Source organism: Fodinicola feengrottensis, assembly GCF_039530045.1.
In the GTDB taxonomy this organism is placed as follows: domain Bacteria; phylum Actinomycetota; class Actinomycetes; order Mycobacteriales; family HKI-0501; genus Fodinicola; species Fodinicola feengrottensis.
This window is the reverse complement of record NZ_BAAANY010000012.1, coordinates 32,560-53,840: the sequence shown is the minus strand read 5'-3', so window position 1 is coordinate 53,840 and position 21,281 is coordinate 32,560. Positions and strand designations below refer to the sequence as shown.

At 66.4% G+C, this 21,281-nt stretch carries 23 protein-coding genes and 1 riboswitch; of the genes, 12 read left to right on the top strand and 11 right to left on the bottom strand.

Annotated elements, in window-relative coordinates:
• Positions 1–23: 23 nt before the first annotated feature.
• The 3 genes from ABD301_RS18440 to ABD301_RS18430 form a co-directional block, all read right to left on the bottom strand.
• Positions 24–674, bottom strand: coding sequence for a peroxiredoxin-like family protein (locus tag ABD301_RS18440; protein WP_279582132.1), 651 nt, complete (start codon positions 672–674; stop codon positions 24–26).
• A gap of 159 nt (positions 675–833) precedes the next feature.
• Positions 834–2,048 (bottom strand): DUF8189 domain-containing protein, encoded by a 1,215-nt coding sequence (locus ABD301_RS18435; protein WP_344311478.1) that lies wholly within the window; start codon positions 2,046–2,048, stop codon positions 834–836.
• Between the two features lie 76 nt (positions 2,049–2,124).
• The gene (locus tag ABD301_RS18430) at positions 2,125–3,507 is read right to left on the bottom strand and encodes a DUF8189 domain-containing protein (protein WP_344311476.1); all 1,383 of its coding nucleotides are present in this window, start codon (positions 3,505–3,507) and stop codon (positions 2,125–2,127) included.
• A gap of 358 nt (positions 3,508–3,865) precedes the next feature.
• Positions 3,866–3,994, top strand: a riboswitch (FMN riboswitch).
• Positions 3,995–4,091: 97 nt separating this feature from the next.
• On the opposite strand from ABD301_RS18430, the gene ABD301_RS18425 reads away from it, so the two are divergent.
• Genes ABD301_RS18425 through ribH form a run of 3 tightly spaced genes read left to right on the top strand, consistent with a single transcriptional unit; the run spans position 4,092 to position 6,402 of the window.
• The gene (locus ABD301_RS18425; RefSeq protein ID WP_163571878.1) at positions 4,092–4,682 is read left to right on the top strand and encodes a riboflavin synthase; all 591 of its coding nucleotides are present in this window, start codon (positions 4,092–4,094) and stop codon (positions 4,680–4,682) included.
• The gene (locus tag ABD301_RS18420) at positions 4,679–5,920 is read left to right on the top strand and encodes a bifunctional 3,4-dihydroxy-2-butanone-4-phosphate synthase/GTP cyclohydrolase II (RefSeq protein WP_344311474.1); all 1,242 of its coding nucleotides are present in this window, start codon (positions 4,679–4,681) and stop codon (positions 5,918–5,920) included. The genes ABD301_RS18425 and ABD301_RS18420 overlap by 4 nt, the downstream gene beginning before the upstream one ends.
• The gene (gene ribH, locus ABD301_RS18415; protein WP_163571879.1) at positions 5,917–6,402 is read left to right on the top strand and encodes a 6,7-dimethyl-8-ribityllumazine synthase; all 486 of its coding nucleotides are present in this window, start codon (positions 5,917–5,919) and stop codon (positions 6,400–6,402) included. Before ABD301_RS18420 ends, ribH begins: the two co-directional genes overlap by 4 nt.
• A 253-nt stretch (positions 6,403–6,655) precedes the next feature.
• Here the strand turns inward: ribH and ABD301_RS18410 are convergent, their stop codons facing one another.
• The 3 genes from ABD301_RS18410 to ABD301_RS18400 form a co-directional block, all read right to left on the bottom strand.
• Positions 6,656–6,937, bottom strand: coding sequence for a DUF6355 family natural product biosynthesis protein (locus tag ABD301_RS18410; RefSeq protein ID WP_163571880.1), 282 nt, complete (start codon positions 6,935–6,937; stop codon positions 6,656–6,658).
• An 81-nt stretch (positions 6,938–7,018) separates the two neighbouring features.
• Positions 7,019–7,768 (bottom strand): FAD:protein FMN transferase, encoded by a 750-nt coding sequence (locus tag ABD301_RS18405; RefSeq protein ID WP_163571881.1) that lies wholly within the window; start codon positions 7,766–7,768, stop codon positions 7,019–7,021.
• Positions 7,769–7,775: 7 nt separating this feature from the next.
• Positions 7,776–8,027 carry a hypothetical protein gene (locus tag ABD301_RS18400; protein WP_344311473.1) on the bottom strand — a complete coding sequence of 84 codons (252 nt, stop codon included), beginning with the start codon at positions 8,025–8,027 and terminating at the stop codon, positions 7,776–7,778.
• A gap of 62 nt (positions 8,028–8,089) precedes the next feature.
• Here ABD301_RS18400 and ABD301_RS18395 point away from each other — a divergent pair, with 62 nt between their 5' ends.
• Together ABD301_RS18395 and hisG are read left to right on the top strand one after the other, a co-directional pair.
• Entirely contained in the window at positions 8,090–8,407 is a 318-nt protein-coding gene (locus tag ABD301_RS18395; protein WP_279582134.1) for a phosphoribosyl-ATP diphosphatase, read from the top strand.
• Between the two features lie 18 nt (positions 8,408–8,425).
• The gene (gene hisG / locus ABD301_RS18390) at positions 8,426–9,295 is read left to right on the top strand and encodes an ATP phosphoribosyltransferase (RefSeq protein WP_344311472.1); all 870 of its coding nucleotides are present in this window, start codon (positions 8,426–8,428) and stop codon (positions 9,293–9,295) included.
• 7 nt (positions 9,296–9,302) lie between these two features.
• Here the strand turns inward: hisG and ABD301_RS18385 are convergent, their stop codons facing one another.
• From ABD301_RS18385 to ABD301_RS18375, 3 genes are all read right to left on the bottom strand, one after another.
• Positions 9,303–10,208, bottom strand: a complete 906-nt coding sequence (locus ABD301_RS18385; protein ID WP_163571882.1) for a phytanoyl-CoA dioxygenase family protein — start codon at positions 10,206–10,208, stop codon at positions 9,303–9,305.
• A gap of 290 nt (positions 10,209–10,498) precedes the next feature.
• On the bottom strand, positions 10,499–11,476 hold the full coding sequence (locus ABD301_RS18380) for an excinuclease ABC subunit UvrC (RefSeq protein WP_163571883.1): 978 nt from the start codon (positions 11,474–11,476) through the stop codon (positions 10,499–10,501).
• A gap of 197 nt (positions 11,477–11,673) precedes the next feature.
• Positions 11,674–11,871, bottom strand: a complete 198-nt coding sequence (locus tag ABD301_RS18375) for a hypothetical protein (RefSeq protein WP_344311471.1) — start codon at positions 11,869–11,871, stop codon at positions 11,674–11,676.
• Positions 11,872–11,883: 12 nt separating this feature from the next.
• Between ABD301_RS18375 and ABD301_RS18370 the strand changes: the two genes are divergently transcribed.
• The 6 genes from ABD301_RS18370 (at position 11,884) to ABD301_RS18345 (ending at position 15,569) form a co-directional block, all read left to right on the top strand.
• On the top strand, positions 11,884–12,120 hold the full coding sequence (locus ABD301_RS18370; RefSeq protein ID WP_344311470.1) for a hypothetical protein: 237 nt from the start codon (positions 11,884–11,886) through the stop codon (positions 12,118–12,120).
• A 43-nt stretch (positions 12,121–12,163) separates the two neighbouring features.
• On the top strand, positions 12,164–12,370 hold the full coding sequence (locus ABD301_RS18365; RefSeq protein ID WP_163571885.1) for a hypothetical protein: 207 nt from the start codon (positions 12,164–12,166) through the stop codon (positions 12,368–12,370).
• A gap of 156 nt (positions 12,371–12,526) precedes the next feature.
• Complete coding sequence (locus tag ABD301_RS18360; RefSeq protein ID WP_163571886.1) at positions 12,527–12,721, top strand: hypothetical protein; 195 nt, start codon at positions 12,527–12,529, stop codon at positions 12,719–12,721.
• Positions 12,722–12,805: 84 nt separating this feature from the next.
• A complete protein-coding gene (locus tag ABD301_RS18355; protein ID WP_163571887.1) occupies positions 12,806–13,345 on the top strand; it encodes a TlpA disulfide reductase family protein in 540 nt (179 codons plus the stop codon).
• A complete protein-coding gene (locus ABD301_RS18350; protein ID WP_344311469.1) occupies positions 13,342–15,171 on the top strand; it encodes an ABC transporter ATP-binding protein in 1,830 nt (609 codons plus the stop codon). The genes ABD301_RS18355 and ABD301_RS18350 overlap by 4 nt, the downstream gene beginning before the upstream one ends.
• Positions 15,171–15,569, top strand: coding sequence for a S26 family signal peptidase (locus tag ABD301_RS18345; RefSeq protein ID WP_163571888.1), 399 nt, complete (start codon positions 15,171–15,173; stop codon positions 15,567–15,569). Before ABD301_RS18350 ends, ABD301_RS18345 begins: the two co-directional genes overlap by 1 nt.
• Positions 15,570–15,635: 66 nt before the next feature.
• Here ABD301_RS18345 and ABD301_RS18340 read toward each other — a convergent pair whose 3' ends face one another.
• A complete protein-coding gene (locus ABD301_RS18340) occupies positions 15,636–17,264 on the bottom strand; it encodes a hypothetical protein (protein WP_344311468.1) in 1,629 nt (542 codons plus the stop codon).
• On the bottom strand, positions 17,261–18,043 hold the full coding sequence (locus ABD301_RS18335) for a hypothetical protein (protein WP_344311467.1): 783 nt from the start codon (positions 18,041–18,043) through the stop codon (positions 17,261–17,263). The genes ABD301_RS18340 and ABD301_RS18335 overlap by 4 nt, the downstream gene beginning before the upstream one ends.
• Before the next feature lie 99 nt (positions 18,044–18,142).
• Here ABD301_RS18335 and ABD301_RS18330 point away from each other — a divergent pair, with 99 nt between their 5' ends.
• Complete coding sequence (locus tag ABD301_RS18330) at positions 18,143–21,226, top strand: ATP-binding protein (RefSeq protein WP_344311522.1); 3,084 nt, start codon at positions 18,143–18,145, stop codon at positions 21,224–21,226.
• Positions 21,227–21,281 lie beyond the last annotated feature (55 nt).

The window sequence follows — 21,281 nt, the reverse complement described above, 5'->3', positions numbered from 1 at the left end:
CTTCTGAGCGTCCCGGCCGAAAGTCAGCCCGCGTCGACCGCGGCGAGGATGGCGGCCGGCTCGCTGCGGGTGGTGTAGTTCGGGTGCACGTCGATCCAGCGGATGACTCCCGAGGCGTCCACGAAAACCGTGGTCGGCATCGGGATGCCAGCGGTGCCGTCCGCGTTGACGGCCGTCACGTCGAGGCCGAGGGCGCCTTGCGCGCCACGGGCCTCCTCGGACGGCGCGGTGAGGATGCCGAGCGGGCCGGCGAGCTGGTTTCCCGGGTCGGACAGCACCGTGAAGGTCAGCTCGTTGGTCTCCTGCATGGACAACGAGCCGTCTGGCTTCTGCGGGCTGATGGCGACCAGTTCGACGCCGCGCGCGGACAACTCCGGGACGAGTTGCTGCTCGTACGCGCGGAGGGCGATGTTGCAGTACGGACACCAGGCACCGCGGTAGAAGACGACGACCGCGGGCTTCCCGCCGCGCGCCTTCTCCAGCGTGGTGGCCGTGCCGTGGGCGTCCAGGAGGTCGCCGTCGGGCATGGCCGCCCCGGAAGCGGGCACCCCGGACGGGACACCGGCCGTGTCGAGCACGGCCTGCTCGGCCCCGAAGACGGCCAGGATTTCGGCGGGCGCCTGGCCGGCCATGCCCTCCTGGAGACGGGTTACCTGCTCAGCGATGCTGGTCACGAGAGAACCTCTCGACGAAGTATGGAGTGAATGCTCCACAAGCTAGCCACCTATTTTTGGAATGTCAACTCCAAAACTTCCGTCTCTCTGTCGAGGCCCGAGGCCCGAGGCCCGAGGTCGGCGCCGTCAACGCTCAGGCCTCGACACGTGTCCCGTGGATCAGTAAAGGAAGTTGCTGCCGCCGACGGTGGCGCTCCAGCCGTGCCAGGTGCCGTCGTACGTCTGCTGGTAGATGCCGCCGGTCCCGCCTACGGCAAATACGTCGTAGCGGCCACCGTGATAGGTGATGCCCAGCGTGCCGTGCACGACCCCGTTGAGGTTCTGCCAGCTTCCCCAGCCGTCGGTGTTATGGATGAGTTGGTAGAGCGTGCCGTCGTTGTTGATGGCGAAAATGTGATAGTTGCCGTCGATGTATAGTGCGTTCACGCCACCGGTCAAATTGGACCCGCTGACAGAGTGCCATCCACTCCACGTCCCGTCTTCCGCGGTACGCTGCTGAAGTACGCCATCCGAGCCAGCGGCGAACACGTCATAGCGGTTGTCGTGATAGGTAATTCCAGGCACGCCTTTGAGATTGCCGCCGAGGTTCTGCCAATCTCCCCAGCCGTCCGCGGTATGGATGAGTTGGTAGAGCGTGCCATCGTTGTTAATCGCGAAAACGTGGTATGCGCCGTTGACATACAGCGCTTCCACTCCGCCGGTCAGATTGGATCCACCGATCTTCGTCCAGCCGTGCCAGCTGCCGTCATAAATCTGCTGGTACAGAGCACCTCCGCCGCCAATGGCGAACACGTCATAACGGCCATCGTGATAGGTCACGCCCGGTGTGCCATGCACCGTGCCACCGAGGTTTTGGAAGGCACCCCAACCATCATCGGTGTGAATCCGCTGATAGAGGGTGCCGTCCTTGTTGATCGCGAAAACGTGATACGCGCCCGCCGCGTCATAGACCGCGGAGATACCGGGAAGGTATCCGGGAGCAGTCGATTGCAGCCGACCCACCGCCGCTCGCGCCTCGTCGAGAAACTGCCGGTAGGCACCATTGTTGTATGTCGTCCACGGCTGCCAAGTGCTGCCCTGCCCGGAAATGTCCCAAGCGGCGCCGGCGTTGCACTGCGCATCGAGCAAGCAGTCCACTGTGTACGGTGGAATGTGGACGCTGTTGATCTGCCAGAGTCCCCGGTCGACCGAGCCGTCGGAGTTCCGCGGCGAGACCGCACTGGGATCGCATCCGGACTCGGCCAGTGCGACCGCGACCGCGGTGACCAGAGAGTCGTCGCGAAACCCGGCGTTATAGCCGACCTGGGCGCATAAATCCGAGCCTACCGCCGCCGACGCCGCGGGCGAGGTGGCCACGAGACCCGCGATCGTCAAGACCGCGACGGCAATCAGCGCTGCGGCGCGTCTCAGTCTGTGGTAGGAGTATTTCGTCATCTCGACCCTTTCCGGATCAGTAGAAGTCGCTGCCGCCAACGGTGGCGCCCCAGCCGTGCCAGGTGCCGTCGTACGTCTGCTGGTAAATGGCTCCGGTGCCGCCGACCGCGAAGACGTCGTAACGTCCGCCGTGATATGTGATGCCGGGCGTACCGTGCACGGTCCCGTCCAGGTTCTGCCAGCTTCCCCAGCCGTCGGAGTTGTGAATGATCTGGTAAAGGGTGCCGTCGTTATTGATCGCGAAGACGTGGTACGCGCCATCGACGTACAACGCCTCGACATTGGTCAGGTTCGAGCCGCCGATCCTGTTCCAGTCATGCCAGGTGCCGTCGTACGTTTTCTGGTAAAGAACACCCTCCCCGCCGGCCGCGAAAACGTCGTACCGGCCGTCGTGGTACGTCACGCCGGGCACGCCGCTGACGCCGCTGCCCAGGTTTTGCCAGTCGCCCCAGCCGTCGGCGTTGTGGATGAGCTGGTAAAGCGTGCCGTCATTGTTGATCGCGAAAATGTGGTAGACGCCGTTGACGTAGAGGGCCTGGACGCCGCCCACTAGATTGGATCCGCCGATTTTCGTCCAGCCGTGCCAGGTTCCGTCGTAGATTTGCTGGTAAAGGGCGCCACCGCCGCCAATGGCGAAGACGTCGTACCGGCCGTCGTGGTAGGTCACGCCTGGCGTGCCGTGCACTGTGCCGCCAAGGTTCTGGAAAGCGCCCCACCCATCGGCGGTGTGAATCCGCTGATAGAGCGTTCCGTCCTTGTTGATCGAGAAAACGTGGTACGCGCCAGCGGCGTCATAGACGGCGGACACCCCAGGGTCGTCGACGACATTGACATACCGATAGGCCACGTAGTTCCCGGTCGGCTCGAATCCCACCTTGGCCTGGCTGAATGTTTCGTGCGTGTGGTGTTCTGGCGGAGCGGACCCGTCGAGTCCGCCGAAGTTGAAATAGGAGAAATGCACGTGGTCGGATTCCCACGCCTCAAAGAGGAACGCGTGTCCGTCGATGGTGTCGTTCAGCAGGTCGCCTGGCCGCAGTCCGCTCTTGTCCGCGCCCCGGCCGCTGACCTCGACGAATCGCGACGGGTCAGCGGCGAAATCGGTTGTGTTGTCGTCGGAATTCAGGTGCCAGGCCATGTCGACGAATCCTGAGCAGTCCGTACGATACTTGCGCGTCTGACCCGCGTCGAAGACCGATCCGTTGGGGTCGTACGCCGGCGCCCGGCGCATCCAGTCGTCGGCCCGGGCGATCAGCTCCGACCTGGTGATCTTCCCGCCAATTCCGGATGCCGCGAAGGCTGGTGTCGCAGCACCGGCGAAGCCGAAGCTCGCCAGCAAAGTCGTGGTCGCGATCAGCGCGCCTGACCACCGACGCAGAGCTGGCCGTATACTTTCACTCATGTAACTTTCCTTTTTTTGGGCCGGAAACACCGGCGTCCTACCGGCGGACCTTCCAGAGCATGACGAAGGAGTCAGCGCTGGCCAACGGTTTTCGGCCACGGCCGAAAACGCCACACACGTGCGTTCCCTCTGCTTCGGAGGCCTTCGCCGTCGGACGTGAGGCCGGTGGTGCTGATGTGGCCAACGTGGCGGAAGGCCGTTTGCGCGCAGGACGGGCGTGTTGCCGGTCTTGGCGAACAGAAGGCCCCCCAGTCCGCTGTGCGCGGATCCTGCCCCTTCGCGGTGATCGCGGATGTGGGGCAGGTCACCTAGGCGACGGACTCGACGATCACGTGCGACAATCGCAGGCGTAACAGCAGTACGCGCTCCGGGGTCGGTGTAATTCCGAACCGGCGGTTAAAGTCCGCGACCCGTCCGCAGCCAGCGGCCGGTTGACTCGGTGAAATTCCGGGACCGACGGTTAAAGTCCGGATGGGAGGATGCGCGCGCCGCCGATGGGCGTACGGAAACGTGCTCCTGTGGGCGTCGCTCCAAGGCACCTGCCTGACGCAACCCCGGTGACCATCGTCTGACCGGGAGGCAGGATGTTCACTGGCATCGTGGAAGAGCTCGGCTCCGTCGTGAGCTGGGAAAACCTGGGTACGGCGGGGCAGCTGACGCTGCATGGCCCGACCGTGTCCGCGGACGCGAAACACGGCGACTCGATCGCCGTCAACGGCGTCTGCCTGACCGTCATCCGTACGGACGGTGAGCATTTCACCGTCGACGTGATGGCCGAAACCCTCGACCGCTCGTCCATGGGCGGCGTCCAGCCCAGCGACCAGGTCAACCTGGAACGGGCCGTACGCGCCAGCGACCGGCTCGGCGGGCACATCGTCCAAGGCCACGTCGACGACACCGGCGAGCTGCTCAGCCGGCAGTCGGACGAGCACTGGGACGTGCTCAGATTCTCCGTACCCCGCCGATCTGCCAGGTATCTGGCCGAAAAAGGCTCAGTGGCTGTGGACGGCGTCTCGCTGACAGTGACCGCGGTCGGCGACGACTGGTTCGAGGTCAGCCTGATCCCGACCACCCTCGGCCTGACCACGCTCGGCAAGAAGGAACCCGGCCAGTTGGTCAACATCGAGGTCGACGTGATCGCGAAATACGTGGAACGGTTGGTGAGTACGCGATGATTGAGCCAGGGACAACGCCCTTTAACAGCATCGAAGACGCGATCGCGGACATCAAGGCGGGCAAGGCCGTCGTGGTGGTCGACGACGAGGATCGCGAGAACGAGGGCGACATCATCTTCGCCGCCGAAATGGCGACGCCGGAACTGGTCGGTTTCACCGTTCGCTATTCATCCGGCGTGATCTGCGCGCCGGTTACTGGTGACGAGGCGGACCGGCTCGAACTTCCGCCGATGTACCACACAAACCAGGACCGGAAGGGCACCGCTTACACGGTGTCGGTCGACGCAAGAAACGGCGTCGACACCGGCATTTCGGCCGCCGATCGGGCGCACACGTTGCGTACGATCGCGGCTCCGGCGACGGTCGCCGCCGATCTCACCCGGCCCGGACACATCTTTCCGTTGCGAGCCAAGGATGGTGGGGTGCTGCGTCGGCCCGGCCACACCGAGGCTTCGGTGGATCTGTGCCAGCTCGCCGGCCTGCGGCCAGCCGCGGCCTGCTGTGAGGTCGTGAACGACGACGGTTCGATGGCGCGGTTGCCGCAGCTTGTCGAGTTCTGCAAGGAACACGACCTCTGCCTGATCACCATCGCCGATCTGATCGCTTACCGGCGGCGGTCGGAAAAGCAGGTGGAGCAGGTGGTCGACACTCGGATTCCCACCAAATACGGTGACTTCGCCGCATACGGCTATCGGTCCATTGTGGACGGGCGCGAACATGTCGCGCTGGTCAGTGGCGACCTCGGCGACGGCGAGAACGTGCTCGTACGAGTGCATTCGGAATGCCTGACCGGTGACGCTTTTGGCTCCCTGCGGTGTGACTGCGGTCCGCAGTTGGACGCGGCGATGGGCGCGGTTGCGGCTGCGGGCAGGGGCGTGGTGCTCTATATCCGCGGGCATGAAGGCCGTGGCATTGGGCTGATGGCGAAACTGCAGGCGTACAAACTGCAGGACCAGGGCGCCGACACCGTCGACGCGAACACGCTGCTCGGGTTGCCCGCCGACGCACGGGATTACGGCATTGGCGCGCAGATCCTGGCCGATCTCGGCGTACGAAGCATGTTGCTGCTGACCAACAATCCGGCCAAGCGCGCTGGTTTGGAGGGTTACGGGCTGTCCGTCAACGGGCAGGTGCCGCTGCCGACCCACGTCCATCCCGAGAACATTCGTTATCTGCGGACGAAACGGGACCGGATGGGGCACGAGATCTTCGATCTTCCGGAAGCGGGTGTGTTGTGAGCGGCGACGGGCGGCCGGCCGTGGAATCGGTGGATGCGAGTGGGCTGCGCCTTGGCATCGTCTCGACCCGCTGGCATGGCGAGCTGACCGGAGTTTTGCTTGACCGGGCCCGCATCGCGGCCGCCAACTCCGGCGTGACGGACATTGTCCAGGTGCGGGTAGCCGGCGCGATCGAGCTGCCGGTGGTGGCGCAGGCGCTGGCCCGGGAGGTCGACGCGGTGGTCGCGCTCGGCGTGGTCGTACGCGGCGGAACACCGCATTTCGAGTACGTGTGCGACGCCGTCACGGCCGGCCTGACCAGGGTCGCGCTGGACGCCGGCGTACCGGTCGGGAACGGCGTACTCACCTGCGACACCCTCGAGCAGGTGCAGGACCGGGCGGGGTTGCCCGGATCTGCGGAGGACAAGGGCTATGAGGCGACGGTCGCGGCGCTCGACACGGCCGTCACGCTCCGCCGGCTGGCGGCTGGTGCATCGGTTTGAGCCGACCCACCAGGCGCCCGCCTTCGTGACAATCGGATTCCGATTGTGCAGGTCTACCTAGGGTGCGGCGCGAAACTGTCGTACCGTTGTGAAATTTTGAGCCCCCGCCCTTTCAGAAGGGTGGGGGGTGGGTGGCGGGTTTTTATTACGTAAGTTGACGCGCGCGCGAGATAAGCGCGCGTTCAACCCGCAGAGCTGAGCCGATTCCGCGAGGGTGGCGTGGGAAATCTCCGCCCTCGCGGCGGACAGACCACTAGCAACCGCCGATTTCGTTGGCGGTTCGGATGTTGAAGCCGTTGCCGAGGTCGGTGGTCTGGAAGCCCGGCACGCAGCGGGTCCAGTTCGAGCCGACCCAGGTGTGCACCTCGATGTTCACGTTGGTCGGGCGGCAGTTGCCCCAATGCGAGTGGTTCGCGGTGTCCGACCAGAACCCGCACTGGGAGGGCGGGCCGTCGGCGGCGGCCGGCGCGGCCGTCAAAGCGACCGTGCCGGCGGCCAGCAGGCCAGCCAACGCGACGGCGGGGATGAGCTTCACGATCGTCTCCTCTCGGTGGAACTGTGACTCCCGCACAGTGCCAAGCCGAGATGGAATCGGGATAGAATACGGACAAACGCCTCAAGCGGAGATGTATTGGTCCCATGCCGCCGTCCGCCAAGCAGGCTGCTCGCCGCCCACGACCAGCGCTCCCACCTGCGGTTCCGGCTCGTCGCCGGCGAGCAGCGCGGTGAGCGCGCGCTGCGCTCGCCACGCCTGAGTGTCCACCGCGATGGCCGTACGGGCGCCGGCTCGCACGGCCGCGACCGCGCCCTCGCGCAGCGTCAGCGGCCGCCAGCCGTCCGACCCCAACCACGCTTCCACCTGCCAGCCGGCTCTATAAGGACCGACACCAGCGACGCGTACGATATTGCCGACGGCCACTGCGACGCCGTCCGCGCCGGCTTCCAGCGCCTCCGCGGCCACCAGGTCGGTGGCCAGCGCGGCCGGAATGCCGGCCGGATCGATCGGCTCGGCGCTGTCGCGGCGAACCGTCCCGGTGGTGAAATCCACCGACAGCGCGATGCCGTGATCCTCCAGCAGGCCGGCCAGCAGCAGCGTCTCCGGGCTCACCGGGACCGGACCGTCGGCGGTGTTGATCTTGCAAAGCTCGCTGCCGCGGCGCTCCAGATCCCACCGCCGGGCCAGCCGATGCAGCGAGTCGCGAGCATCCTCGATGACCCCGGCGTCGCCGCCGATCACCACCAGCTCGACGTCGTCGCGGTCGTCGCAGACATGACTGCGAAAGATCGGCGCGGCGTCGGCGTCGTCGTACGTCTTCAGGCGGATCAGGGACGCGGACGGGTGCACCTCACTGTGCGTGACGTTCATCCGTGCGTCACCGCCGCTGGGTGGTCGCGGCGACCGTCACCGAGGACGGCGCTGGTCGCTGCACGCTCGGCGCTGCCGTACTGGCCGCACCCGTGCTGGCGTTCGGGCCCAGCAGGGCCACCGTGAGGCTGATCAATCCGCCAGCCGTGGCCGCTGTGACGGCGGCCATCCGGCGGCGCTCGCGGCTGGACTTGGCTCGCCGGTCCAGTGCGTTCTTATTAATCTCAGGTGCTGATCGACGTTCCCCGGACGTGCTCATAAACCTGAGTCTGCGTGAGGTACCTGACAGTTTCCTGAGAATGTGCTCTTCGGTCGGTGAGAATGACCGCCGAGACCCTCCGTCGTACGGCCCGGCCGGCCTGGAAAGATACCGATGTGAAGACTTTTGAGCAGTTGTTCGGCGAGCTGTCGGCCAAGGCGGCCGCCGGCGAGCCGGGTTCGGGCACGGTCGCGGCGCTGGAGGCCGGCGTCCATTCGATCGGGAAGAAGATCGTCGAGGAGGCGGCCGAGGTCTGGATGGCGGCCGAGTACGAGTCGACCGACCGCACCGCCGAGGAGATCTCCCAACTGCTCTATCACCTGCAGGTCGTGATGCTGGCCCGCGGCATCACGCTCGACGACGTTTACGCACACCTCTAAAGGAGACCGCTGGCTGTCATGGAATCCACCCGTACGCTGCGCATCGCCCTGCCCAACAAGGGTTCGCTCGCCGACCCGGCGGCGACCATGCTTCGGGAGGCGGGGTACGCGCAGCGCGGGAGCCATCGCGAGCTGGCCATCCTCGACGCGCCCAACCAGGTCGAGTTCTTCTACCTACGGCCACGGGACATCGCCACCTACATCGGCTCCGGCGAGATCGACCTCGGCGTCACCGGCTGGGACCTGCTGTTGGACGCCGGAATCGAGGCCGAGACGCTGCTCAAGCTGGGCTTTGGCGGTTCCACGTTCCGCTATGCGGCACGTCCCGGCGCGGTCAAGGAACTGGCTGACCTGGACGGGCTGCGGATCGCCACCTCGTTCCCCGGGTTGGTCGCCGCGCACCTACGCGAGCACGGCCACGCGGCCACGATCATCCAGCTGGAGGGCGCGGTGGAGAGTGCCATCAGGCTCGGTGTCGCGGACGCCATCGCGGATGTGGTGGAGACCGGCAGCACGTTGCGCGCGGCCGGTCTGGAGATCGTCTGCGACCCGATCCTGGAGTCCGAGGCGGTGCTGGTCCGCCGGCCCGGTGGTGGCCACGACAGCGTCCAGCACGCCGTGGACCTGCTGCTGCGCCGGCTGCAGGGCGTGCTGGTCGCCCGGCAGTACGTGATGCTCGCGTACGACGTGCCGACCGCGCTGCTGACCGAGGCGACCGCGCACACTCCGGGCATCGAGTCGCCGACCGTTTCGCAGCTGCAGCGCGAAGGATGGGTGGCGGTGCAGGCGATGATCCTGCGGTCCGATATCCACCCGATCATGGATGCACTTTACGAGGTGGGGGCGCGCGCGATTCTCGTCACCGACATTCACGCGTGCCGCTTGTAAACCACCGCTAGCGGAGGTAGGGCTCGCTGCCGTCGAGGAGGCCGCGGGCCCGGAGTTCGGCGCGCAGCGGAATGTCGTTGTCGATCCAGCCATCCTGGCGTACGCCCCAGAAATTCGCGTGGTCCGGGCCGTTACCCAGCAGCTGCTGCTGGACGGGCGTGAGAATGCGCTGCCAGTGTGGATCCGGGTGATAGCGCTCCTCGTCCAATGGCCGGATCCAGCGATGGGTGTAGCCGACGAAGACGAGTTTTCGGGTGACGGAAGAAACATTGACCGAGCGGGAGTGCCACAGTCGGCGGTCGAAAATGAACGCGTCGCCGGCTTTGGCTTCGATGCTCACCGCGCCGGGTGGCGTGATGACCGGATCGCCGGGCTTGGCTGGCCGGCCGGCCAGCTCGTTGTTGAGGTGGCTGCCCGGAATGATCTGGGTCGCGCCGCTGCCTTTCCCGAGGTCTGACAACACAAAACAGACCTTCAGCGACAGCATTGGACGTACCGCGGCGTCGATGTCGGAATTCTGCCGGTAACCGTCCTGGTGCCAGTTCCAGAACGGTGCCACCGGCTCGGTGATCGGCGGATTGACATCGATGTGGTTGTGGTGGCTGTAGATGTTCCAGCCCAGCAGACTCCACACGTAGCGGAAAGTGCTCGGATAGTCGAGCAGCTCGGCGAACATCGGATCGCGGGCGAAGAATCCCAGTAGGTGCAGGGATTTGTCGGCGCGCAATCCGCCCGCGTTGGCCTCCTCCTGATAGACCTTGTCGACGGCGCGTACGAGCCGCTTTTGCATCGTCGATTCCAACGCGTTCGGAATCAACAGCCAGCCCTGTTCCTGGAATTGCTCGCGCTCACTTTTGCTGATGCGTTCGTACCCAGTGCTGGAGACAGCTCTGACGTCGTCGTCAATAGTCATGTTTCGCGTTTCCCTCTTTTGTGATGTGTCGTGCAGATCACCCAAAACAGCCGGGTGATGTCCACACCCCTTCTCCCGGTGATGCCTCGAAGGTCCTTCACAGGAATAAACGGCTGTGGGCGGCATCAGGTTGGTCGAAGGATGAAACTTTCTTTTGCCTTGATCGGCCTTATGCAACTGTGCACGCGAACAACGCCCGACCGCGTCCGCAACCGGTCGCGTGAAGCGTTGCTCAGCGGATTATGTCCAGCGTGCGGCATTCATCCTCAGGTCGTACGCCGAGCGGCTTTCTATCGTTGAACGTGATGCAACCGGGCCGCGAGGGCGGCATTGCGGGTCGCGAAGGACTGCCATTCCGGCGCCGTCGCGGCGACCCGGTCGCGGGCGGTGGGTTCGCTGCAGCGGCGCTGGGTCCAGGTCGACAGCCGGCCAGCGCGCATCTCGAAGCGTACGAGCAGACCGTCCGCCCAGCCGTGCACGACAAGATCACGGGTGTCGGTGCGGGTCGCCTTCTGTTCGGAGACGATCCACTCGATCGCCTCCAGCTCGGCCTGCAGCTGGCCGGCGAGCTCGAAGCCAAGGTCGGCGGACGCGCAGTCCCGCCGACGTACGAGCTCGGTCCGCACTGCCGCGACCGCCGCCGGGTCACGCTCCAACACGGCCATCGCCGCGTCCATAAGTGCGGCGCGATCAGACTGTTCAACACCCCGTACACGAGCGAGGTCCCGCTCCGAGCCGCTGAGCTTGCTGGCCGCGTACGCGATCGGGATCAGTCGTTCCAGCGCCGACAGCGCGAGCCGGACCTTGAGACCGCCCAAATACGGTCCAAAAAGACGGGAGCCGGCGACCGTGTCGGGGGAGCGGACGGCCCGCAGCCCGACCCGCTGGTCCAGCCGGATGTAGACGGGGACCTCCGCGCCGCCGGGCGTGCGGTTCCAATACGGCATTTCGCGCTCCAGCAGATTGCGCTCCAGCCACGCGGCCTCGTGCCCGGAGTCGCAGGCCACCGCCTCGATACGGCCGACCTGGGCGACCATCCGGGACAGGTGCGGCCGGTCGCGCAGATCCCGCCAGTACGACCCGACGCGGCGGCGGAGATCGATCGCGCGTCCGATGTAGAGCGCGCGCCCAGCAGCCGTACGGAACCGGTAGACACCGGGCTCGGCCGGCAGCATCCGCACCGAAGGCGGCGGTCCCGCAGCTGCCATCGGCCAGAACTCCTTGATCGTCTTCGCGCTGAGCTGCCCCCGAAACCGATCATCCAGCATCGGGCGGACAGTTTGCCGCGTACACGCGCGCTCCGCGGTGCCCGATGAGGACATCGGTCCTTACTACGGGTAGCCGACGCCGACGACGACGTTACATTCGGGAGGATCCAAGGGGGAGGTTTCCGGTGTCCGGCTACGTCTTCGACAACAGCCAGACGGGTGCCGACGGCGAACCGGTTCGCCGCGCTGGAGCACCGCTATGACCCGGTGACCACCGCTCGGCTGACCGATCTGGACATCGCGCCGGGCTGGCGCTGCTGGACGAGTTTGACTGCTCGTACCTCCCAGTGCTGGCGGCCCCGGACCAGCCGAGCGCGGAGCTCTTCGCGAAGATCAGCGGCGGTGTTCATCAGCTCGTCGACGACCGTGGTGGTGACCAGAAATGGGGCATCCACGCTTACCGGGCGATGCGCGAGGCCGGGTTCGTCGATCTCTCGATGACCAGTTTTTCGGAGTCGTGGCAGGGCGGGTCGGCGGCGATTGGCCTGCACAGCGCCAACACCGTGCAGGTCCGCGCCGAACTGGTCGCGAAAGGCCTCGCCGCCGAGGCCGAGGTGGAAACTTTCCTGAATCTGCTGGACGATCCGGAGTTGGCCGTCAGCTCGTACCCGCTCTTCTCCACCTCGGGACGCCGCCCCAACTAATACCTGGCGAAAGCGACCCGCGATCGGCGGGAATTCGCGAACAGTGTCCCCGATCCGGGTGGCCCTGTGGGGAATGGCGGTGCCGGGCCACAATCGGCGCAGCGAGTTCCTGCCCAGCAATGGCGGGTACGCGATTCTCGGACAGCTCATCGCGGACGTGACCGGGTTTTCGTACGTGGATGTGCCGTCGCCGGCGCGAACCGACTGGTGCCGTGCAGCGGGTCAACGAACGGCTCTGTCGACCCATTGACTCGTGATGACATTTGTCAGGAACTGAAGGAAAATTCGGCCGAAATGCCATTTGTTCGCGGTGTTTGCTGAGATATTTGGGGTTCGCCGCAACCAATGGGTGGTCTCGCGCATCGTACCCATCGGAAGGTCAAAAAGACATGTGAGGAGTCTCAGCGTGCAGAAGAAGTTCCAGGCAGTCGCGGACCGGATGCTGGCCCGGTTCGTGCCCAAGGTCCAGGCGTCGGCGGCGCAGTGCACCCCGTTCTGCTATGCCCCGGGTCATTGCCCATTGCCGTTTTCCAACCACTGCTGGCCGGGTGCCGGCTGCATTGTCCGCGAGGACTGCTGGGTCACCAGCTGCTACAACTAGTTTGCTGAGCTGGGAGGGGAGGTCCGGCGGCCTTCCTTCCCAGCTGTTCGTATGCGGATAGCGGAAAATAGAGGGAGTTTTGTGATGGCAGTCTTGGTCGCGTCGGTGCTGCTGGTTGGCGTGCTGGGCGCAGTGAATCTCGTTCTCATGGTGGGCGTGATCAGGAGGTTGCGAGAGCACACCGAGCAGCTCGCCAACAGCAGGAGCAGCCAGCCGGTGGTCGCGGTCGGCACCGAGATCGGCACGTTCTCCGCGTCCACTGTGGACGGTGAGGTGCTGAGTCCGGCGCGGCTGGACGGGGAAACCGTGGTCGCGTTCTTCTCGCCGGAATGCAAGCCCTGCCGGGCGAAGATGCCGAGCTTCGTGGAATACGCGAAGGCGATGCCCGGCGGCCGGGAGCGAGTGCTGGCGACCATTGTCGGCGAGCCCGAGGCGGCCGCGGAGTTTGTCGCCGCATTGCGCCCAGTCGCGCGAGTTGTCGTCGAGAGCATGGAAAGTTCGTTGGTGTCAGCGTTCCAGACTCAGTCGTTCCCGACGCTGCTGACAGTCGCCCCGGACGAGGCCGGCCGTCTGGTCGTACGCGCCAACGACGTGCCTTTGGGTCAACCGGCTCTCGTCGGGTGAGAGCGCTCGCTCGGCAGCTGGGGCAGGTCTGTGCGCTCGCGGCGAAAACCTCGCCGGGCCGGCTAGCCGTCTACTGTTTGTTGACCCTGACCACCGGTGCTCTGCCGGTCGTGGTCGCCTGGCTGACAAAACTGGTGCTCGATGGCGTGGTGGGTTCGGCGCCGCTGATCATTTTGGTCTGGTTGGGGCTGGGGTTGGCGGTCGCCGGCGTCCTCGCGAGGGTCACTCCGCAGCTCATCCAGTTTTTGCGGTCCGAGCTGGAGCGACAGGTGGCCTTGTTGGCGACCGACCGGCTTTTCGTCGCGCTGGAAGGCTTCGTCGGACTGGCCCGGTTCGAGGATCCGCATTTTCTGGACCGGCTGCGGCTCGCGCAGCAGGCCAGTATGCGGACCGTACAACAGGCTGTGGACGGCATGCTTGGAGTGGGTCGGGCGGTGATCACGGTCGGCGGCTTCGCCGCCTCGCTCTGGGTGATCAGCCCGGTGATGACCGCGGTGGTGCTCGCTTCCGGGGCTCCCGGGCTGCTCGCGCAGGTCGCGCTTTCTCGGCGCAAAGCGCACATGCTCTGGAAAATCGAGCCCGCCCAGCGCCGCGAGTTCTTCTATGCGGAGCTGTTGTCCAGCGTGAACGCGGCAAAAGAGGTTCGCCTGTTTGGGATTGGTGGGTTCCTGCGGACCAGGATGCGGACCGAGCGGCGAAAGGCCAATGAGGGAAAGCGGGTTACCGAGCGCACCGAGGTTGTCGTGCAGGGTGGCCTTGGCCTGCTGACCGCGCTGGTTTCCGGCGGGGGGCTGCTGTGGGCGGTGATCGCCGCGCGGGCCGGTACTCTTTCGGTTGGTGATATCGCGGTTTTCACCGCGGCGGCGGTCGGCGTACAGGGCGCGCTCGCGTCATTGGCCGGCGAGGTTGCCGGTACGCACCAGGCTTTGCTGACATTCGAACACTATGCGGCGGTGATCGCGGCAGCACCGGATCTGCCGGTCGTCGCGGCTCCCCACGCGCTCCCGGCGCTGCGCGACGGCATTGAGCTGCGGGACGTCTGGTTCCGGTATTCTGACGACCACCCGTGGATCCTGCGCGGGGTAAACTTGTTCATCCCACGTGGGAATTCGCTGGCTCTGGTCGGGTTGAACGGCGCCGGGAAATCCACCCTGGTCAAACTGTTGTGCCGGTTCTATGACCCGGTGGAGGGCGAGATTCGCTGGGACGGCGTGGATATTCGTGAAGTCGACCCGGCTGAGCTGCGCCGGCGGATTGGCGCGGTTTTCCAGGACTACATGCACTACGACCTCACCGCCGCGGAGAACATCGCCCTTGGCGACCTGGGTGCTCTTCAGGATCGTCCCCGGCTGGAGGCCGCCGCTCGCAAGGCCGGCATTCACCAGAAACTTTCCGAGCTGCCACACGGATACGACACGATGCTGTCGCGGATGTTCTTTACCGAGTCCGACAAAGACGATCCGGAGTCCGGCGTCGTACTCTCCGGCGGCCAGCAGCAGCGGCTCGCGCTGGCCCGCGCCATCGTGCGTGATCGCTGCGACCTGATGATCCTCGATGAACCGGCCGCGGGGCTCGACGCTGAGGCGGAACACGAAATCCATGCCTCCCTCGGCGCCCACCGCGCCGGGAAAACCAGCCTCCTGATCTCGCATCGGCTGGGCGCGGTGCGGGACGCCGACCACATCGTCGTACTGGCCGGCGGCGCAGTCGCGGAGCAGGGCGACCACGCCACACTTTTGGCCGCCGGTGGTGGATACGCGCGGCTCTTCACCTTGCAGGCGGCCGGCTACCAAGCCGATGAGCCGATCCTGGCGAGCGGGCGTTGATGACCTGGTGGCAGGTGGTTCTTGGGGTAATGAGCCGCAAGTTGATCGCGGTGATTGTGCGGGGCGTGAGCATGGAGCCGACTTACCGCGACGGCGATCGGGTGCTGGCACGACGCGGCCATTCACCCGTGGTCGGACAGGTTGTCGTGGTGGAGATACCCACCGGCTCACCGGTGGGAACCGGCGGCTGGATGATCAAGCGAGTGGTCGCGGTGGCCGGCGATCCAGTGCCGCGCGACCGGGCCGACGCGCTAGCCGATGTGCCAGAAGATCGTGTACCAGCAGGAAAGATCGTTCTGGTTGGCGACAATCCGGCGGCCAGCTACGATTCGCGGACCGCCGGCTATTTCCGCACTGATCGCGTCCTGGGCATCGCCATCCGCCGCCTCGCCCCCTGACTTTCGGGCCGTGGGCAATCTTCGGGAAAGTGCCGATTCTGCGAGATGGCGGCCTTGTCAGAGGGTTCAGTCACTCGAGAGGGGCACTGGGCCGGTGCCTTCCACCAATTCCGGGAACTGGGCCCGGAGTACGAGAAAACTTTCCATTTCCTTGGGAAAGATTGTCTTGAAGCAGATCTCGCGCAACACTCCATCGTTCCAGCTTTCCAGCGGGACCGGTGCGCTGACGCCTTTGACCACCACGGCCCTCGGGAACCGCGCGAAGATCGAGTCCAGGTCCACACTGGTTTTGCCGACCGTGAGCAGTTCCTCGATCGCCTGATCGGCGTTGACGTTCGCCTCCAGTACGTTGGTCATGGCGGCTGCGTCGTTCAGGTCCAGCAGCGTGCCGTCGCCGCCAATCGTGTATCGGTCGCCGCGGCCGTTGACAACAGTCAAGCCAATGTCGTTGAAATGATCGTGGGCCGCGTTGGCGGCGAGGCTGATGTAGGAAGAGTTGAGGAAAGCGTTGTATTGCGCGTACGCGAAGGCCCTCCCATGCGCACCGGCGTTCAGGCCGCTGCCGCTCAGCTTTCGGCCACCGTCGGTGCGCTCTCTGGTCGTTTGTGGGTCGGCCGCGATGGTTCCGCTGTTGCTGTCCTGGCTGGCCGATGTCCTGGTGTCAGGTCCGCCATAGAGATGTCGCCCGGCGATTCCCGGCTGTGCCTTGGTGGTCATTGCCTTGGCGGCATTGAGTTTGGGCATGCCGGCCCATTTACTCGCATATTCCAGAAACCACTGCATGACCAGGGTTTTGTTGATCAGGTGGCCAGCCGCGAAGCTGTCCTGCAGGAAATGGTTGGCATAATAATTGTTCACCCTGGCCAGCTGTTCGTGGTGCTCCAGCTTTCCCGGTGCACCAAGCTTTCCGCCGGTCTTGGCATGGTGCGCGGTGGCTTCCCGACGCGCCTCATTGTGATAGTTCGCCCAGCGTTGCCAGGAGAATGGTGCGAAATGACAGGCGTTTCGGGCCAGCACTCCACGATGCCGGTCGGGGCCGAGGGTGGCGGTGGCCTCGTCAAAGGTCGCGATCTGTGCCGCGCTGTCCGGAATATCCACCACCTTCTTGCCGACTTTCACGTACGCAGGCAGCCCGGCGGCGCCAGCGAAGGAGGTGACCTTGGTGTCCCCGACGTACGTGAGGCCGGTGATCGCGTCGACCATGTCCTGTCGGAGTTTCTGCAAGACCGGTGCCAGGAATTTCTTCGAGGAGGACATGATCACGGCCGGGTTGGGCAGGATATCGGCCAGCGCGGTGATCTCGCCGGCGCTCACCCAGAGGCCGCTCCCATCGAGCTTTATCCAGTGGACGTCAGGAAACTGCAGCTGTGGTTTCTCGCGTGCCGGGTCCGTCGCGAAAAACTGCAGCCGCAGGCGTTCCTCTTCGGCCGCGTGCGCGCGACCGGGCAGCCCCGAGACCACTGACTCGATGTCCTTGCGCGGGGTGTCCGCCATGAGGGCATGTTCGTACGAATTGTGTCGTTGGACGGTGACTGCCCGCTGCCGTACGGCGCCGGCGACCGCTCGATTGCCGGCCGCACGCTGCAGGGCGATCATCGCGGCAGGCGCCAGTTTTCGAGTATCCGCACTGGTCGCGCGAGCGGTCGGCGGTCCGGGTGGCAGCCGGTGTTCGGCGCCGGTGGGGCGAGTTCTCACGGTAGCTCCGGCAGGGACGCGAGGCAGCGGTCAAGCGCGGGGACCAGGAACTGGCTGACGTACGTCTGCACGAAGGGGCACGCGTCGGCGCCGGCGAAGCGTTTGATCGCGTAGCCGGGCTGTCGCAGGTAATGCGAGCCGCGGTCCAGCTCCGTCACGGCCGTGTCACTTTTGTCCAGCAGTCGCAAAGCGCAGCGGATGCGGTCGTGGATGTGCTTGATCTGGTCCATCGGAATGACCAGTGGCCGGTCGATTCCGGCCGCGACGGATGCCAGCTCAGTGGTGATGATTTGCGCGGTGGCCAGCACTTCCTCGATGGCAAGGGTGATCTCGACGAGTGCGTTGTGCAGGGGGCCGATCCCGGCCTGCTGGTTCGTCGCGAAAGCGTGCCGGCGCTGGTCCGCGACCGCCGAACGCAGCGAGAGAAGGCGGCCGTGTGCGAGTTCTTCCAGTGCCCGGATCTCGGCGGTCGCGGTCCGGCGCATGTCGGCCGTACGGCGAACGCGCATGTCGGTGATGAGATCCAGGGCGTTTCGCTGGAAGTCGGCGAGGCGGTGTTCTTCGGCCGGGCTCATCTGCTGTTCGTGGTCGGGAAGATGGGCGGCCCAACGGTGTCTTGCGCGTTTCAGTTGATTTTGGGCATGCCGCCCTATTCTGCGTAGTTCCACCGGAATGACATAGCCAGCCGCGGTGGCCGCGGCTACTTCCTGGTCGGCCGCGGTCCAGATGCCGAGCAGGATTCTGGTGTGGTCGAGCTGTGTGGTGCCCCCGATGAGCATGTGTGACCTCCCGATGACCTCCATCTCACGGTGTGACATCGGTGTGCCAACTGCCCTATCGGGAATGCGGTGGGACGATACGGTTGGGCCGTGGCGGGGATGGGCAGGCCGTTTGTCGGGCGCCGGGCAGAGACACGTCTGCTCCGGGAGTCGCTCGCGGCCGCCGACAACGGTGAGTCCCGGCTGGTCATGGTGACCGGCGAACCGGGCATGGGCAAGACGCGACTGCTGGAGGAATGCGCGCTTTCCGCGGAAAACGCCGGCTTTGTCGTACATTGGGGGCGGTGTTGGGCGGGCGGCGACGCGCCGGCGTTGTGGCCGTGGCCGAAGGTCATCGCGGAGTTGGGTCAGCCGGAGAACAGTGCCGATCCATTGCCGCGTTTTGGTCGTTTCCTGGGCATAGTCGAAGCAGTACGGGCAGCTTGCGTGGAACGGCCACGGTTGCTCGTGCTGGAGGATCTGCATCAGGCCGACCCGGACGCGCTGATGGTGGCTCGGATGCTGGCAGTTGAGGCGGCTCGGTCCCGGCTCCTGCTGCTGGCCAGCTGGCGGTCGACCGAGGCCCGGTCGGCGGCGGGTTTGGCTGAGCTGGCAAGGGAAGGCGCGACGCTGGCCCTGAAGGGACTGAGCGTCCAGGACGTGGGTGGCTATCTCACCGCGGTCGGCCTGTCGGCCGCCGACGCCCCTCGGTTGCGTACGGCCACTGGCGGGAATCCGTTGTTCCTGAAGGAAATGGTCGCGCACGGCCGGCGGCCGCTGCCGCTCACGATCCGGCAGGCGATCACCGCCCGGCTGCGGCCGCTGGCGTTGTCGACGGTGTCGGTGCTGACCCGGGCCGCGGTGCTGGGCACCGAAAGTACGGTCGAGGAGATCGCCGCGATCGCCGGGGTGTCGGCTCGGGCCGTCCTGTCCGTGGTCGCCGAAGCGGTGCATGCCGAGCTTGCCGAGCCAGCGGCCGCCGACCGGCTGCGGTTCGCCCACGACCTCGTCCGGGAGGCGCTGGCGAACAGCCTGCCGGCCGGTGATTTGTTGGAAACACATGCGAAAGCGGCCGCGTTGTTCGCCGCCGGCAGCGGACCGGAGCGGCTCGCGAGGTGCGCGCATCACGCCGTACGAGCGGCCGCCCGCGGCCGAGCCGATGCCCGGCTCGCAGTCGATTCGTGTTTGCGGGCCGCCGCGGACGCTGACTACGCCAGCGGGTACGAGCGGGCCGCCACCTGGCTGGGACAGGCGCTGGAGGTGCTCGACCGTACGGGCATGACAGACCCGCGGGCGCCGTTGCTGACCGCACGCGCTGAGGCATTGCGGGCCGCCGGCCAGCTGTCCGCCGCGCGAGCCGCCTTCGAACTGGCCGGCGCCGCCGCGCAGGACGAGCGGGACGCGGTGATGCTCGGCAGGGCCGCGCTCGGGCTCGGCGGTGTGTGGATCAACGAGACGGTGACGGCGCTGGACGGCGAGCGGATCCTCGCGTTGCAGCGGTCGGCGCTGGAACGGCTGCCGGCGCGGGAGGCGGCACTGCGGGTCCGGCTGCAGTCCCGGATCGCGGCGGTCGAATGCTATGCCGGCGGGCCGGACGAGCCGGTCCGGCTGGCGCTTGCCCGGGCCCGTGAGATCGGCGACCGGGACGCGCTCGGCGAGGCGCTTTCGATGCGACACCACACCCTGATGGGTCCGGCCGCGGCGGTCGAGCGGGTGGCGGTGGCGCGTGAGCTCGTCGAGGTGGCGACCGCGGCCGGCAACGACGTACTGGTCCTGTACGGCCGGTGCTGGGCGACGATCGACGCCTTCCTGGTTACTGATCCGGACGCTGAGCGAGCGCTCGCCGACCTGCGGATTCGGTCCGGAGCGCTGGGGCATCGGGGCATCGGCTACGTGGTGGACGTACTCGATCTCATGTTGATGCTGCGGGAGGGCCGGATCGTCGAGGTCGAGGAACAGGCGCCGACCTGCCTGGAGTCCGGGCTCGCCGCCGGGGACCCGGACGCGCTCGGGTGGTACGGCACGCAGTTGCTGGCGATCCGGTGGATGCAGGGCCGCGCCGGCGAGCTCACCGAGCTGGTCGGGAAGCTGCACTCGGCTTCGCTGGGCCCGGATTCGGCGTACACGGCGATGGCGTCGTTGGTGCTCGCCGCCGGCGGCGACCTGGCCGGCGCGCGGCGGTGCCTGGACACGGTCCGACCGCGTGGGGACGATGACGAGCGGCTGGCCTCGACGTGGCTGGCGATGGGCGTGGTGATCAGCGAGACCGCGCGGTTGCTGGGAGACCGGGCGCTCGCGGCGGAGTGGGCCACGAAACTGCGCCCGTACGCGGACCTGGCCGTCCTCACGTCCTTCGCGGTGGTGTGTTTGGGTTCGGTCGAGCGGACCCTGGGCGTGTGCGCGATGACCACCGGCGATCTGGACGCTGCCGTGGAGCACTTCGACGCTGCCGTACGAGCAAACGAAAAGCTCGGCAACCTGCCGTTCGCGTGCCTGTCCCGGGGCGAGCTCGGCGACGCGCTGGCGGCCCGCGGCGACGCGGCGGAAGCGATCGTACGATGGCGGGAAGCCGCCGCGGCGGCCGCCGCGATGGGGTTGGACGAGCGGGCCCGCCAGTGGCTCGAGCGCGCGGACACCACCGCCAACGACGCCGCCGAGGCGACCGTCGGGACGTTGCGGCGAATGTCCGCCGGCTGGCGCCTGGAAATCGGCGGCCAAGCGGTCGACGTGCCGCATTCCCGGGGGATGGCCCACCTCGCGGTCCTGCTCGGTCACCCCGGCCAACCAGTTGCCGCCGAGGACCTCGCCGGCTGGACCGCCGCCGCGTCCGCGCAGGCCGTGCTCGACCCGGCCGCCCGCCGCTCGTACCGCCGCCGGCTCGCTGACCTGGACGAGACCCTGGCCGATGCCGAGGCCTGCGCCGACCTGGGCCGCGCCGACCTCGCTCGGACCGAACGAGCCGCCCTGTTGGACGAAATCGCCCGCCACACCGGCCTCGGCGGACGGTCGCGCGCCTTCACTGACAGCCGTGAGCGCGCGCGTACGGCTGTGCAGAAGGCCCTACGTCGTGCCGTGGACGCCGTCGCCGCCGCCGACCAGGAGCTGGGATCACGGCTGCGCGGAGCAGTCGTGACCGGCACGGAGTGCTTCTATCAGGCCGGGCCAGGGTTGCCGCGCACCTGGAAGGTGACGGACCAGCCCTGAGGCCGGACGTCGTGAACTTGAGGTTGGGTTGGATTTTCGTCGAGTGCGGGATAAA